Below are 15,480 nucleotides of genomic sequence, written 5' to 3' on the forward strand. Positions count from 1 at the left end.
TTTATTATCCAGAGTTCAGGCTAAATCACCCTTGAAAAACGCGTCGCATTTATTTGTTTTTGTAAATGAGCATCGAAGCACATACAAATAATACGAATGAATAAGTTTCCGCGTGGTGTTACGCTAATTTTATTATCAATTATAGTGACTAGTTCATCTTTTATAAGTGGCGCCAGCGCTACTAATGCATCCTCAAAGTAGTCATTAAATATAAGCGCGTGTTTTTTACTAAAGTCTTGTATATCTAATTCAAATTGGCAAATGAGCTGTTTAATTGCATCAGCACGAATTACATCATCATGTGTTAAGTGCATTCCTTTATTAAGAGCACTACCGCTTTGTGTTTCTACGTTGTGGTAATAATGTTTTAATTCTTTTTGATTTTGTAAAATGGCGGTGCCAATTTGTGAAATTGATGACACGCCTAAACCTAATAAATCACAATTTCCATGGGTTGTATAACCTTGAAAGTTACGATGTAACTTGCCTTCATTTTGCGCAACAGCTAGTTCATTATCAGTTTTTGCAAAATGGTCCATACCAATAAATTGATAGCCTGCTTGCGTCATCTGCTCAAGCGTATTTTTAAACATGGTGAGCTTATTATGAGCACTGGGTAAATCTGCATCTTTAATCTTACGCTGTGCAGCAAAGCGCTCTGGTAAATGCGCGTAGTTAAACACTGATACTCTGTCAGGGCTTAACTCAATAAGTTGCTCTATAGTTTTCTTAAAGCTCTCTGGCGTTTGCAGAGGTAGCCCGTAAATCATATCTGCATTAATAGATTGAAATCCTAGCTCGCGAGCTTGTGTAATTAATTGCTTAACGGTATCTGCATTTTGCGGGCGATTAACAGCAAGTTGCACGTCGTCGTTAAAGTCTTGAATCCCAAATGAGACACGGTTAAAGCCAAGCATTCTTAAATCAACAAGCATATTATCGGCAAGTGAGCGTGGGTCTATTTCAATACCGCGCTCTGTTGTGCGTGTAAAATTAAAGTGTTGTTCTAAAAGTTTAATTAAACGGGTCATTTGTTTTGCGGTTAAAAAGGTGGGAGTACCGCCACCTAAATGCAATTGCTCAACCGTGTAGCTTTTAAATAAAGGCGCTTGGGCAGTAATTTCTTTTGCTAAAAAGTCGAGATACGTATCTGCCTTAGATTGATGACGGGTAATTATTTTATTACAGCCACAGTAGTAGCAAAGCTGACTACAAAACGGGATGTGAATATATAAAGAAAGAGAGCGACTTGTTGACGATTCTATAGCGCTTAGTAGGTCTTGTTGCTGATATCCGTCACGCAGTGATAAAGCCGTGGGATAAGAGGTATAACGCGGACCAGACACATTATATTTGTTTATTAGGGTTTCATCCCATTGTGGAAGTTTAATCATCACGCACACCTAAGTATTTATTTATTGGGGATTATAAAAAAGTACTCAGGAAGGCGATTTGATCTATAACAAAAAAGGTGCCGAAGCACCTTTTTTAATAAAATATAACTTAATACGACCTAATTAATACGTAATAGTATGAGCATCTTTAAGGTATTGAAATAATTCTTTATAACCTTTACCCGGCTTTTCAGCTTTCGCTTCTTTTGCCGCATTTCGAACCAATTGGCGCATTTGTTGACGATCAAGAGATGGAAACTGCTCAATAGTCTCATTGATAAGGTCATCACCTTGCTCAATTAAATCTGAACGTAATTGCTCAATTTTTTTGACCAATACTTCAGCTTGGTTATTTTTATTAAGCATCACATCGATAATCGCTTTAATATCATCAATGTTTTCTACAGTACGCAGTGTTTTAGCGATGTAATTTAAGTGGCGGCGATACGCGTCGCTTTTGTTACTTATTTTATCAGCAACAACCATCGCTTCTTTTAAATCGTCATTTAATGGCAGGCGTTCGCGCTGTTTTTTACCCATTTTGGCAATTTCAGTACCTAACTGATGAAACTCTTGCGCTTCGCGTTTAAGCTCCGTTCTTGATACATATTCAATTTCTTCTTCAATTTCAGCAGGCTTGCCTTTTTTCTTTGCCATGGGGTGCTCTTAAATAAAAATAACTTTTGCCATTATACATGAATATGATACTTAGGAATATTAGCTGATGTGATGCATTGAGTGTGTTAGCATTTAAATATAAGAAATGCGTGCATTATGCCTCTAAGGCTCAGGACTTAATTTATGAAAAGCCAACAAAACGATCCAATTTATTCTCAAATATCGCAAGTTAAAGATGCGGTAGCAGAAGTACTCGAACATGCTAAAAAATTAGGCGCTACAGCTGCAGAAGCTGCGATGTCTAGCACGTCTGGTTTATCGGTTAGTACACGAATGGGTGAAGTAGAAACCATTGAGTTCAACCAAGACGGCGGCTTAGGCATTAGTGTATATGTTGGTAATAATAAAGGCTCGGCGTCAACGGCTGATTTAAATCCAAAAACATTGCGCACGGTAGTCGAAAAAGCGATTGATATAGCCAAATTTACATCTGATGACCCATTTAACGGCGTTGCTGATAAAGAGTTACTTGAATTTAATCCTAAAGATTTAGATTTATATCATCCTTGGGATGTAAGTCCTGAGGAAGGCATTGAGCTTTGTCATGCTGCTGAGCAAGCTGCATTAAATGCAGACGAGCGTATTGTTAACTCTGATGGTGCGAGTTTTTCATCGCATCAGGGATTACGTGTTTATGGTAACAGCCACGGTTTAATTGCAGGTTTTCCGCGCACTCGTCATAGTATTAGTACTATGGTAATAGGTAAAGATGGCGAACACATGCAGCGCGACTCTGCTTATACAGTTGCTCGCGATCAGGCTGGTTTAAATGATGCTGCGGCAGTGGGTCTTGAAGCGGCAGCTGAAACCTTAGCTAAATTAAACAGCCAAAAGTTAGGCACAATGAAAGTGCCTGTTATTTTTAGAGCAGATATTGCAAATTCATTGTTTGGTCACTTGGTGTCGGCAATTGGTGGTGGCGCGCTTTATCGTAAATCAAGTTTTTTACTTGATAGCTTAGGCACTCAGGTATTTAGTCATTGTGTGAATATTGCTGAGCGCCCACATATTTTAAAAGGGTTGGCATCGTCTCCGTTTGATAGCGAAGGTGTTAAAACATTCGATAGAGAAATAATTCAAGGCGGCGAGTTACAAACTTATTTATTAGCAAGTTATGCTGCGCGTAAAATGAACATGACCCCAACAGGGCATGCGGGCGGTATACATAACTGGCTCGTTGAGCAAACTCATAACGATTTAACTGCACTATTAAAAACCATGGGTACTGGCTTATTAGTTACAGAGCTAATGGGGCAGGGCGTAAATACCGTAACGGGTGACTACTCTCGTGGTGCTGCAGGTTTTTGGGTTGAAAATGGTGAAATTCAATATCCGGTAAGTGAAATTACTATTGCTGGTAATTTAAAAGACATGTTTAAAGGTATTTCTGCCATTGGTGGTGATATAGAACGCCGTGGTGGTATTCAAACAGGCTCAGTACTAATAGAGCAAATGCAAATAGCCGGCGCGTAGTATTAATACGCAGTGTATACTTAGACTCAGAGTATTATCTCTGGGTCTAAGTGAGTTTTTACGAGGTGTAAAATGGCTAAAGATAGATATGCACCAAAACCGCTAACCGATATTATGGCGGGGTTAAATAATCGTTTATCGGCTTATGCAGGAAAAAGCCAAGCACTTGATACACAGCAAACCTTATTAAAAGATTTTTTAGGCCCTAAATTGGGTGATAAATGCCGAGTTAGTAATTACCGAGACGGCACGCTAATGATAGAAGCCGTGTCTGCGCCTATCGCGCTTAGGCTTAATTATTTAAAAATGGATATGCTTTCACACTTTAGAGCTGCTGGAATGGCAGAGCTTGGACAAATAAAAATAACTGCAAATCCTCAAGCAACTCAGCGATTAAGTACCGCGAATAAATCGGGCAGCCCTACAGTTACCAACTCTCGGAAAATGAGTGAGCAAACCGCTAATTACTTAAATGCGATAGCGGCTTCTGCCCCCCTTCATTAAAAGAAAAACTAGAGCGTTTAGCGCTCCACGGGAAGAATAAAAGTTAGCCTTAGCCACCCACTATATTGTTATTGGTAGGGCTATTTTTGCAGCTCACCGCATTCAAAATACTTTGTTACATATTCCATTTTATTGTTGGTCTAATGAGGTTTATGATACTGCGTGGTGTGCTTTATTATTTAAAGCTCCCTTGATACCCATTCCATTAAGTAAAAGCGTACAGGCAGTGCTATTTTTACTCCTGCTATATTCAAGAATTTAATGGAGTTGGTATGTGATACCAACCTGCATAAATCTTTGATCAATTTAACGAATTAAATTGCACTATAACGTCGTTAAAAATTTTTTATTTAGAACAACTAGATACAAAAACTTTTGCCTAGTTCTAGCGTAATTTTCTTAACGTTAATTAGACCCCATACATAAGCAGATTGGTATGATTTAATTCTAACTAACAAACGGAATCATTATGAATAAAGTAACAATGGCCGCTGCGAGCATAGCGCTTGCACTTGGTCTAGTAGGTTGTGGTGAAAAACAACAAGAAGCTAAAGTAACCGATACTCCTGTAGTAACAGCACCCGCTGAAAAGCCACTAGAGCTTGGTATTGAACTAGCGAATATGGATAGTTCAGTACGCGCACAAGACGATTTTTATTATCATGTAAATGGACAGTGGTTAGCAAAAACTGAAATACCAGGTGATAAGTCTAACTACGGTTCTTTTTCGCAGCTATATGATGAGTCACAAAAAGCGATGAAAATTGCCCTTGAAAACGCAGCCGCGAATAAGGCCGCTAAAAAAGGCAGTGATGAGTATAAAATTGGCGCATTTTATAAAAGCTACATGAATCAATCTGCGCGTAATGAGCTAGGTATTACGCCATTACAACCGTCATTAGATACGATTGATAGCGTTAAATCTAAAGCTGACTTAGTGGGTTTAATGGCTAAAATTCAAAAACAAGGCGGTACTTTACCGTTTGGTTGGTTTGTAAATAACGATGCTAAAAACTCGAGCGAGTATGCATTGTATTTATCTCAGTCGGGTCTTGGTTTACCAGATCGTGATTATTACTTAAATGATGACGAAAAATTCACTAAAATTCGTGCTTCTTACGAGCAATACATCACAGATGTTTTAGCAAAATCAGGCGTTAAAAATGCAGCAGAAGCTGCTAAGAGCGTACTTGCATTTGAAAATACACTAGCTGATGCTCAGTGGAGCCGTGTGCAAAGCCGTGATGCAACTAAATCTTATAACAAGATGACAGTAGCAGACGCAAGCAAGTTGATGGGCGACCTTGATTTAGCTGCATTCTTTAAAGATGCAGGTGTGAGTGCAAGTGATATTATTGTACGTCAACCAAGCTACTTAGAAGCACTTGCTACTATTTATAAAGATACTGATTTAGCGACGTGGAAAAACTACTTAAAATTTCATTTTGTAAGTGGTTATGCAGAGCTACTTAGCGAAGATTTAGTTAACCTTAACTTTGACTTTTACAGCACAACACTTCGTGGCGTAAAAGAACAAGCACCTCTTTGGAAGCAAGCGGTTGATGCATCTAACAGTGTACTTGGTGAAATTTTAGGTAAGGTATACGTTAAAGATAACTTCCCGCCAGAAGCTAAAGCACGAATGGAAGAATTAGTTGATAACGTAATTAAAGGTTATGGCGTTGCTATTGAAAATCTTGAGTGGATGAGCCCTGAAACAAAGCTTGCAGCGAAAGAAAAATTAGACAAATTTACGCCTAAAATTGGTTACCCAGATACGTGGAAAGATTACTCTGAGCTAGAGATTAATTCAGATGAGCTAGTAGGCAATTACATTCGTTATAGCGAATGGGCATACGCAGACATGATTGCTAAATTGGGTAAACCAGTTGATCGCTCTGAGTGGCACATGACTCCGCAAACAGTAAATGCGTATTACAACCCAGTAAACAATGAAATTGTATTCCCTGCTGCTATTTTACAACCGCCATTCTTTAATTTAGAAGCGGATGATGCTGTAAACTACGGCGCAATTGGCGCAGTAATTGGGCATGAGCTTGGTCATGGTTTTGACGACCAAGGTGCTAAATATGACGGTGACGGTAACTTACGTAACTGGTGGAGTGAGACTGACCTTAAGCAATTTGAAGAGCGTACAGCGGCTTTAGTTGCACAGTATAACGAATATAAACCATTTGAAGATGCAAGTGTTAATGGCGAGCTAACGCTTGGCGAAAACATTGGTGACTTAGGTGGCTTAACGGTTGCGCATAAAGCGTATATGCTATCTTTAGGTGATAAAAAAGCACCTGTGGTTGATGGTTACACAGGCGATCAACGTTTCTTTATGGGTTGGTCACAAATTTGGCGTCGTAACTATCGCGATGAAGAGTTACGTAATCGTTTATTAACAGACCCTCATTCACCAAGTCACTACCGTGTAATCGGTATCCTGTCGAATATGCCTGAGTTTTACGAAGCGTTTGACGTAAAAGAAGGTGATAAAATGTATATCAAACCAGAAGACCGCGTAAAAATCTGGTAATTACATTGTATGTAAATAATAAAAACCAGTAAGTTTTTAGCTTACTGGTTTTTTTGTATCTTGAATTTGTTCATCGACTAAGCACGCGTGCATCCATTCTTCGTTACTCAGTATGTTTTTATAAAGCGCGAGTTGGTTTTGTACGCGCTCTAAATTGTGCTCTGCATGAGCCACTTTAAAGTACACATCGTTATTTAAGTAATCAGTTAAAAAGCGCACACTCAACATGAGCGGCATTATTTTAGCGCCTAGCAGCAGGCTTTCTTGTTCTTGTTTACTCATGCTACTTTTTAATGGCGTTACATAGCCTTTAACAATGGCTGAAAATATATCTTTTCGAATAACAACGTTGCGTAAGTTTGTTGAATCCTCGGCTTCGGGGAGCAAAATGTACGTACCATGTCGCCAAAGTCATAAAGCCAAAATCCTGCCATGCAGGTGTCTAAATCAATAACTGCTTTTGATTTGTGAGTTGTATTACAAAACAGCATATTATTTATTTTTGTATCGTTATGACACACTCTAAGCGGTATGTGTTTAGCTACCTGACTAAGCTCAGTAATTAAATGCTGCTGCGTTAAGCAATATTCTATTTCGTCAGCGCAGTGCTTTACTCTATTAACTACGTTGTTAGTGATTGCGGTATTTAATTGCTCAAAGCGCATCGCTAAGTTATGAAAATCAGGAATTATAGTGTGTAGCTGTTGCGCATTAAAATCTTGTAATGCATGAGCAAATACGGCAAAGGCGTAAGCCGCTTGCTCGCTCTGCTGGGTATTTTTAACAACGTCTTCGCTGTAGCTATCACTAATATAGTTAAGGACGCGATAATACGCATTATCAATTTCTATTAAGTGTTCGTCGTTTTGTGTAGCTATATGTTTGATTATTTCAAGCGGGTAATTATTTTGCAGTTGTTTAGCATTTAAATGCTGCTCAATTAGTTTTGCATTACTCACTAACTGAGCAGGGTTTTTAAATACCTCAGTATTTAGTTTTTGCACAATAAACTGTTTATCAATACTTGTAAGTAGCCATGTACTATTTATATGACCGCTACCAATCGCACTAACTTGAGTTAACTCAGGGGGCAGTGCTAACAGTTCGCTTAGCTTATTTTGTATTGAGATATTCATTGTGCTCACTTATGCCCTTTTTTATGCGTATCGGGCAACTATTTTTTCGATAATTTCAGCATTCGCTTCAGGAAAATCATAATTTTCTAATTCAGTAATTGCTACCCATTCGCTAGGTTGCCCTTCAGCACCATGTGCCTCACCGCTAAAGTTACTTACTACGTGTACATCTAATTTAACGCATTTATCGCCGTAGTCATGTTCAATCACCATCAATTGGCTAGAGCTGTGAATGGTTAGTCCAACTTCTTCAATAAGCTCGCGTTTAAGTGCAACAAACACACTTTCTCCAGCTTCAACTTTACCACCAGGAAATTCCCATAAACCGCCTTGATGTTGTTCATCTGCACGTTTACAAATGAATATAGCGTTATTTTTCTTAATAACACCAACAGCTACATGTACAATTTCTATAGTCATTACTTTAAAACTCCATAAAAAAAGCGACGCTAGCGCCGCTTTTTAATAAGCTACTGACAATATTGGGTTATTTTAATTTACCGCAACACTGTTTGAATTTTTGACCTGATTTACAAGGACAAGGGTCATTACGACCTACTTTTGGTTCTGTACGAGCCATTACTGTCGCTGTTTCTGGCGCTTCGCCACCTACGTGCTCAGCTTCTTCATGTTGGTATTCGCGAGGAGCATTTTCACTTTTACGGTGTTGCTCTTCTACTTTTTCAACATCTTCTTCTGCGCGTACTTGTACTTTACTTAGAATGCTTACAACATCTACTTTCAAGTTTTCAAGCATTTCGGAGAACAGCTCAAACGATTCACGCTTGTACTCTTGCTTAGGATTCTTTTGCGCGTAACCACGTAAATGAATACCTTGGCGTAAATGATCCATAGCAGCCAGGTGATCTTTCCAATGCTGATCAAGGCTCTGTAGCATAATCGCTTTTTCGAATTGACGTAAAACAGAATCGCCAACTTGCTCTTCTTTTTGCTTGTATGACTGCTCAACCGCCTGCTCAATACGCTCACGAAGCTTTTCTTCGTATAGCTTATTGTCATCTGCTAACCACTGAGTAATAGGTAACTCAATTAAGAAGTCTTGTTTTAAACGCTCTTCAAGGCCAGGAATATCCCACATTTCAGCAAGGCTTTGCGGTGCAATGTACTGATCAATTGTATTGCTAAGTACGTCACCACGAATTGCAGTAATAGTTTCTGAAATATCGCCTTCTTCAAGTAGTTCGTTACGCTGAGAGTAAACAACACGACGTTGATCGTTTGCTACATCATCGTACTCAAGTAGTTGCTTACGTACATCAAAGTTACGTGCTTCTACTTTACGCTGTGCATTTTCAATCGCACGGTTAACCCATGGATGTTCAATTGCTTCACCGCGTTGCATGCCTAATTTACGCATCATGTTAGTCATACGCTCACCGGCAAATATACGCATTAGCGCATCGTCCATCGATAAGTAAAAACGGCTTGAACCAGCATCACCTTGACGACCAGAACGACCACGTAATTGGTTATCTATACGACGAGATTCGTGACGTTCAGTACCAATGATATGTAAACCACCAGCATCAATTACTGCATCATGGCGAATTTTCCAAGCGGCTTTAATTTCAGCTATTTGTTCATCAGTCGGGTTTTCAAGTTTTTCAACTTCACTGTTCCAGTTACCACCTAACACGATATCGGTACCACGACCGGCCATGTTTGTTGCAATTGTTACTGTCCCTGGTAGGCCAGCGTCTGAAACGATATCTGCTTCTTGCGCATGAAATTTAGCATTAAGTACGTTGTGCTTAATTTTTTCTTTGCGTAAAAACTGCGATAGATACTCAGAGCTTTCAATTGAAATAGTACCAACTAGCACAGGTTGTCCGCGCTCTTGGCAATCTTTAATATCAATTAAAATAGCTTCGTATTTTTCTTCTTGCGTTAGGTAAACTAAATCGGCGCGATCGTCACGAACCATCGGCTTATTAGTTGGCATAACAACGGTATCAAGGCCGTAGATTGACTGAAATTCAAATGCTTCAGTATCGGCAGTACCTGTCATACCTGCTAATGTTTCGTATAAACGGAAGTAGTTTTGAAACGTAATAGAGGCAAGCGTTTGGTTTTCATTTTGAATTTTCACACCTTCTTTAGCTTCAACAGCTTGGTGTAAACCTTCTGACCAACGTCGACCTTCCATTGAACGACCCGTATGCTCATCGATAATGATTACTTCGTTTTCTTTTACAACGTAATCAACATCTTTTTGGTATAGCTTATGAGCACGAAGGGCGGCATAAACATGGCTTAGTAGCGTAATGCTTGCTGCTGAATAAAGCGAATCGCCTTCTTCAATTAAGCCGCGCTCAGTAAGTAGCTCTTCTACTTTAATTTGACCACGTTCTGTTAAATGAACTTGTTTAGACTTTTCATCAATCGTGTAATCGCCGTCACCTTCAATGCCTTCTTCGTCTTCTTTTTCTTGAAGTTCAAGTAAAGGCACGATGGTATTTATTTCAGTGTATAGCTCAGAGCTATCCTCTGCTGGGCCTGAAATAATAAGTGGGGTACGTGCTTCATCGATTAAGATTGAATCCACTTCATCCACTACAGCATAAAATAATGGACGCTGTACGCGTTCATCAATACTAAAAGCCATGTTGTCACGAAGATAGTCAAAACCAAATTCGTTATTTGTACCGTAAGTAATATCAGCAGTGTACGCTAACTTTTTCTGCTGTGGCATCATACCAGGTACGTTACAGCCTACAGTAAGGCCTAAAAATTCAAACAACGCACGGTTTGTTTCGGCATCACGCTTAGCAAGATAGTCATTCACGGTAATTACGTGAACGCCTTTACCGGTTAAACCATTTAAATAAGCAGGTAAAGTCGCTGTAAGTGTTTTACCTTCACCAGTACGCATTTCTGCGATGCGGCCTTCATGTAAAACCATGCCGCCTAATAGCTGTACGTCAAAATGGCGCATGCCATTAACGCGTTTTGACGCTTCACGCACTACGCCAAAGGCTTCAGGTAAAATATCATCTAGACTTTGCCCGTTATCGTAACGTTCTCTAAACTCGGCTGTTTTAGCTTTTAAATCTTCATCAGAAAGCGCTTCAAGTTGCGTTTCTAGCGCATTAATTAGCGCGACCGTCTTTCTAAAGTTTTTAATAGTGCGGTCATTGCGACTACCAAAAAGCTTGGTAAATAAATTAGATATCATGATAAAACCGTTACAATGTATTCTTTGTCAGCCGATTATCGGCTAACCCATTTTTAATAATTGGTAATTAATATATGCTTTCAAGTAACACTTAGAACATATTAATTAGCAATTTTGTATTAAACCGCTAAAAAGCACTGTTTATTACGTGCGCTACTATACCAGACTCTGCCAAACAACAAACTATCTCAATAAAAAGATCTGTATATAAAATCGAAAAATTTGATCTGGTTCGTAAAAATAACTTTGTATTACCCAATTACAGTAAAAATAGTAGCGAACTGTAAAGATATGGTGCTAAATAAATTAAAAACAAGGGGGCATTCATGCTTAAATTTAACGCATGGTTATGAATTCTAAACGCGCTATTTTTGCACCTAATCTATTTAATTAACCAACAACAATACTTCAAAAATGATTGATTTTTTTGTAAAATAATTTTTTACATCAGTGCACATACGCTTTTGATTTAGTAGAGTGGTTATAATCATATCTAGTTTTAATTTGAATTAAAGTTAGAGCTTTACACTTGTTTTCCTTATAAAATAAAGGTTTAGGTGAAAATGAAAAATAAAAGCAATAAATTGCTAGTATTAGGTGCAGGTTGGTTAGGACATGCTTTATGCGTAAGTGCGCAAAAAGCTGATTGGCAAGTACAAGGAACGCATAGAACAGATATACACGAGTTTAATTTTGAACGTCAGTTTGCACTTGAAGATGGGCAACTAACACATCAAATTGATTTACAAGATGCTTATTGGGTATGTGCTATTCCACCACGTAGCAGGCACAGTGAAAGTAATTATCCTGAAATACTCACCGCAGCGCTTAAGCTTTCAAAGGAGTTAAACGCAAAGGGCTTTTTATTGTGCTCATCAACCGGGGTATACGATCAAGAGCCTGGTGTGTATAGCGAAAGTAGCGATATTTCATGCACAAACGAGCGCCAAATAAAGCTCTATGAGGCAGAAGAGCAAGTACTTGAGCAAGATGGCAAAGTGCTGCGTTTAGCTGGATTACTTGGGCCTAATAGAGAGCCGGGGCGTTTTGTGGCAGGCAAAGAGCTCAATACATCAAGTGAGCAAGTAGTAAATATGGTGCATCAACAAGATGTCATTAATGCTATTTTTGCGGTGATAGAGCACTGGCAAGTAGGGCAAAATATTTATAATGTGGTTAATCCTGCGCACCCCACAAAAGCTGAATATTACGCGATGAAGTGTCAGCAATATGGTGGTGAAATGCCAACGTTTACAGGAACTTATTCGGCTGAGCGCAAAGTATTAGGCTCAGCCATTGAAGCCTTAGGGTTTAGCTATCAGCACGGTATTTAATATGCTGAAGGCAGGGGACTGCTCTCTATGAAGTCGCATAGCTTACCTTCACTTAGTAATGTATTAGCAGCTTCGATATCGGGAGCAAAGTAGCGGTCTTTATCATAATAACTCACATGTTCGCGTAACAACGCTTTAGCGCTTTGCACTTTATCTGATGGTTCAAGCGGCTTTCTAAATTCTAGCCCTTGAACCGATGCTAACCATTCTATTGCCAAAACACCTTGGGTATTATTGGCCATTTCATCTAAGCGCCTTGCTGCAAAGGTTGCCATAGAAACATGATCTTCTTGATTTGCAGATGTAGGCAAGCTATCGACCGAAGCCGGATGCGCTAATGATTTGTTTTCTGATGCAAGCGCTGCTGCGGTAACTTGGGCAATCATAAATCCTGAATTTACACCGCCGTTTTCAACTAAAAATGGCGGTAATTTGGATAGGTTTGAATCGATAAGTAATGCAATTCGCCTTTCTGCTAATGCGCCAATTTCGGCAATTGCGATAGCTAAGTTATCGGCGGCCATTGCAACGGGCTCTGCATGAAAGTTACCTCCCGATATTATGTCGCCTACATAGGCAAAAACTAGCGGATTGTCGGTTACACCGTTTGACTCGCATAACAATACTTCTGCGGCTTGGCGTATCTGAGTTAGGCAAGCACCTAGCACTTGAGGTTGGCAGCGAAGGCAGTATGGATCTTGTACTTTTTCACAATTGACGTGGGAATCACTAATTTGAGAGTGCGTATCGAGTAGCTCTCTAAATACTTGAGCGGTGTCTATTTGTCCGCGCTGACCGCGAATTTCATGAATACGTGCATCAAATGGCGCGCGACTGCCCATTGCGGCTTCTATACTTATCGAGCCGATAACGCAGCTTTGTGCATATAGGTTCTCACTTCTAAATAGCCCCTGAAGTGCAAACGCAGTCGACGCTTGTGTACCATTTAATAATGCTAAGCCTTCTTTGGCTGCAAGTGTTAGGGGTTCAAGTCCCGCTATTTTTAACCCTTGTGCTGCGCTAATTATTTCTCCTTTATGTCGCATTTGACCTTCAGCTAATAGAGGTAGGCACATATGCGCAAGAGGAGCTAAATCTCCCGATGCCCCCACGGAGCCTTTTTTAGGCACGCATGGATATACTTCGCTACTAAGCAGCTGCATAAAAAATTGGATTACTTGCAGGCGAATGCCCGAATAGCCACGTGAAAGCGAGTTTACTTTTAAGGTGATCATTAACCTTACTGTGCTGTCATCCATGTATTCGCCAATACCCGCAGCGTGTGAAAGTACAATGGAGCGCTGTAATAATTCAAGTTCGTCGTCGGCAATTTTGGTATTGGCTAATAATCCAAAGCCGGTGTTAATTCCGTATACAGTGCGGTGTTCATTAATAACGTTTTGAACGGTTTGCGCGCTGGCTGCTATTTGCGACTCGGCATGCTTTGCAAGGCTTAACTTTACCGGTGAATTATTAATTTTTCTTAGTGTGTTTAAATCAAGTGATCCGGGTGTGAGAGTAAGTTCGAACATGATCATTCCTCGTTTAACATAGGTAGGTCTAAATTTTGTTCTTTAGCGCAGTTTTTTGCTATGTCGTATCCGGCATCAGCATGGCGCATTACACCTGTTGCAGGGTCGTTCCACAGTACGCGAGCAATACGCTCTTTAGCTTCATCAGTACCATCGGCAACAATAACTACACCAGAGTGCTGACTAAATCCCATTCCTACACCGCCACCATGATGAAGCGACACCCAAGTAGCGCCACTTGCGGTATTAAGCAGTGCGTTGAGTAATGGCCAATCTGATACTGCATCTGAGCCATCTTTCATGCTCTCTGTTTCGCGGTTAGGGCTGGCAACTGAGCCAGAGTCGAGGTGATCGCGACCAATAACTATAGGGGCTTTAAGTTCGCCATTTTTAACCATTTCATTAAAGGCCAGTGCAAGGCGTGCTCTATCTTTTAGGCCAACCCAGCAAATGCGTGCAGGTAAACCTTGGAATTGTATGCGTTCCCGCGCCATATTAAGCCAGTTATGTAAATGTGCATCATCAGGAATAAGCTCTTTTACTTTAGCGTCGGTTTTATATATATCTTCAGGGTCGCCTGATAATGCTACCCATCTAAATGGTCCAATCCCTTCACAAAATAAAGGGCGAATATATGCAGGCACAAATCCAGGAAAATCAAACGCGTTGGTAACACCCTCATCAAACGCCATTTGACGAATATTATTACCGTAATCAGTAGTGGCGGCACCGGCTTTTTGTAGTGCTAGCATAGCTTTAACTTGGACTGCCATTGATTGTTTAGCGGCTTTTACTACGGCTTTTGGATCTTGCTCACGCATTTTTGCTGCGTACTCCATTGTCCAGCCTTGTGGTAAGTAACCATTTAATGGATCGTGAGCAGATGTTTGATCTGTGACTACATCAGGGGTAATGCCTGTTTTAACCAGTGTACTAAATACATCGGCAGCGTTACCTAGTAAACCCACTGAGAGAGCTTTACCTTTAACACATGCATTGGTTACTAATTGCAGTGCGTGTTCAAGACTTGTTGCTTTTACATCAACGTAGCCTGTTTTTATACGAAAATCGATACGGCTTTCATCACATTCAACAACCAGTGCACTAAACCCAGCCATTGTAGCTGCAAGTGGTTGCGCACCGCCCATACCACCAAGACCACCTGTTAATACCCATTTACCACTAGCGCTACCTGCAAAATGTTGCTTTGCCATAGCTACAAAGGTTTCGTAAGTTCCTTGTACTATGCCTTGCGAGCCAATATAAATCCAAGAACCCGCCGTCATTTGCCCGTACATCATCAAGCCTTTTTTATCGAGCTCATTAAAGTGCTCCCAATTTGCCCAGTGTGGAACAAGATTTGAGTTAGCAATAAGCACGCGAGGGGCATTACTGTGGGTTTTAAATACACCAACGGGTTTTCCTGATTGTACAAGCAGGGTTTCGTCGCTTTCGAGTCTATCGAGGGTTTCTATAATTTTGTCATAACTTGGCCAATCACGAGCCGCTCGGCCAATACCACCATATACAACAAGTGCATGAGGATGTTCTGCTACTTCAGGGTCTAAATTATTCATTAGCATGCGCTTAGCTGCTTCAGTTTGCCAGCTTTTAGCACTTATTTTATCGCCATGAGGTGCACGTATTACGCGACTTGTGTCGAGTCGGTTGTTCATGTTTTTCTCCTG

At 40.1% G+C, this 15,480-nt stretch carries 9 protein-coding genes and 2 pseudogenes; 4 read left to right on the plus strand and 7 right to left on the minus strand.

From position 1 onward, the window contains the following. Positions 1 to 20 precede the first annotated feature (20 nt). Positions 21 to 1,394 carry an oxygen-independent coproporphyrinogen III oxidase gene (gene hemN, locus P4S65_RS06160; protein WP_337119759.1) on the minus strand — a complete coding sequence of 458 codons (1,374 nt, stop codon included), beginning with the start codon at positions 1,392 to 1,394 and terminating at the stop codon, positions 21 to 23. Positions 1,395 to 1,517: 123 nt separating this feature from the next. Next, on the minus strand, positions 1,518 to 2,051 hold the full coding sequence (gene yjgA / locus P4S65_RS06165) for a ribosome biogenesis factor YjgA (RefSeq protein ID WP_002959930.1): 534 nt from the start codon (positions 2,049 to 2,051) through the stop codon (positions 1,518 to 1,520). Between the two features lie 144 nt (positions 2,052 to 2,195). On the opposite strand from yjgA, the gene pmbA reads away from it, so the two are divergent. The 3 genes and pseudogenes from pmbA to P4S65_RS06180 all read left to right on the plus strand — a co-directional run bounded on the left by pmbA (position 2,196) and on the right by P4S65_RS06180 (position 6,594). Further along, a complete protein-coding gene (gene pmbA / locus P4S65_RS06170) occupies positions 2,196 to 3,545 on the plus strand; it encodes a metalloprotease PmbA (RefSeq protein ID WP_165742846.1) in 1,350 nt (449 codons plus the stop codon). A gap of 72 nt (positions 3,546 to 3,617) precedes the next feature. Continuing rightward, positions 3,618 to 4,096: pseudogene (locus P4S65_RS06175) on the plus strand (DUF721 domain-containing protein). A gap of 422 nt (positions 4,097 to 4,518) precedes the next feature. Then, positions 4,519 to 6,594: a M13 family metallopeptidase gene (locus P4S65_RS06180; protein WP_337119760.1), complete on the plus strand. Its 2,076-nt coding sequence runs from the start codon at positions 4,519 to 4,521 to the stop codon at positions 6,592 to 6,594. 36 nt (positions 6,595 to 6,630) lie between these two features. On the opposite strand, the pseudogene P4S65_RS06185 reads toward P4S65_RS06180, so the two are convergent. The 3 genes and pseudogenes from P4S65_RS06185 to secA all read right to left on the minus strand — a co-directional run bounded on the left by P4S65_RS06185 (position 6,631) and on the right by secA (position 10,926). Continuing rightward, positions 6,631 to 7,730: pseudogene (locus P4S65_RS06185) on the minus strand (phosphotransferase enzyme family protein). Between the two features lie 21 nt (positions 7,731 to 7,751). Next, positions 7,752 to 8,150 carry an 8-oxo-dGTP diphosphatase MutT gene (mutT, locus tag P4S65_RS06190; RefSeq protein WP_007377262.1) on the minus strand — a complete coding sequence of 133 codons (399 nt, stop codon included), beginning with the start codon at positions 8,148 to 8,150 and terminating at the stop codon, positions 7,752 to 7,754. 67 nt (positions 8,151 to 8,217) lie between these two features. Beyond that, positions 8,218 to 10,926, minus strand: coding sequence for a preprotein translocase subunit SecA (secA, locus tag P4S65_RS06195; protein ID WP_096792353.1), 2,709 nt, complete (start codon positions 10,924 to 10,926; stop codon positions 8,218 to 8,220). 563 nt (positions 10,927 to 11,489) lie between these two features. On the opposite strand from secA, the gene P4S65_RS06200 reads away from it, so the two are divergent. Then, positions 11,490 to 12,260 carry an NADP-binding protein gene (locus P4S65_RS06200; protein ID WP_337119761.1) on the plus strand — a complete coding sequence of 257 codons (771 nt, stop codon included), beginning with the start codon at positions 11,490 to 11,492 and terminating at the stop codon, positions 12,258 to 12,260. Here the strand turns inward: P4S65_RS06200 and hutH are convergent. Together hutH and hutU are read right to left on the minus strand one after the other, a co-directional pair. Continuing rightward, on the minus strand, positions 12,257 to 13,792 hold the full coding sequence (gene hutH / locus P4S65_RS06205) for a histidine ammonia-lyase (RefSeq protein WP_337119762.1): 1,536 nt from the start codon (positions 13,790 to 13,792) through the stop codon (positions 12,257 to 12,259). The genes P4S65_RS06200 and hutH overlap by 4 nt on opposite strands. 2 nt (positions 13,793 to 13,794) lie before the next feature. Then, on the minus strand, positions 13,795 to 15,468 hold the full coding sequence (gene hutU, locus P4S65_RS06210) for a urocanate hydratase (RefSeq protein ID WP_337119763.1): 1,674 nt from the start codon (positions 15,466 to 15,468) through the stop codon (positions 13,795 to 13,797). Positions 15,469 to 15,480: the final 12 nt, after the last annotated feature.

Source organism: Pseudoalteromonas sp. B131b (assembly GCF_037162545.1).
Classification (GTDB): domain Bacteria; phylum Pseudomonadota; class Gammaproteobacteria; order Enterobacterales; family Alteromonadaceae; genus Pseudoalteromonas; species Pseudoalteromonas fuliginea.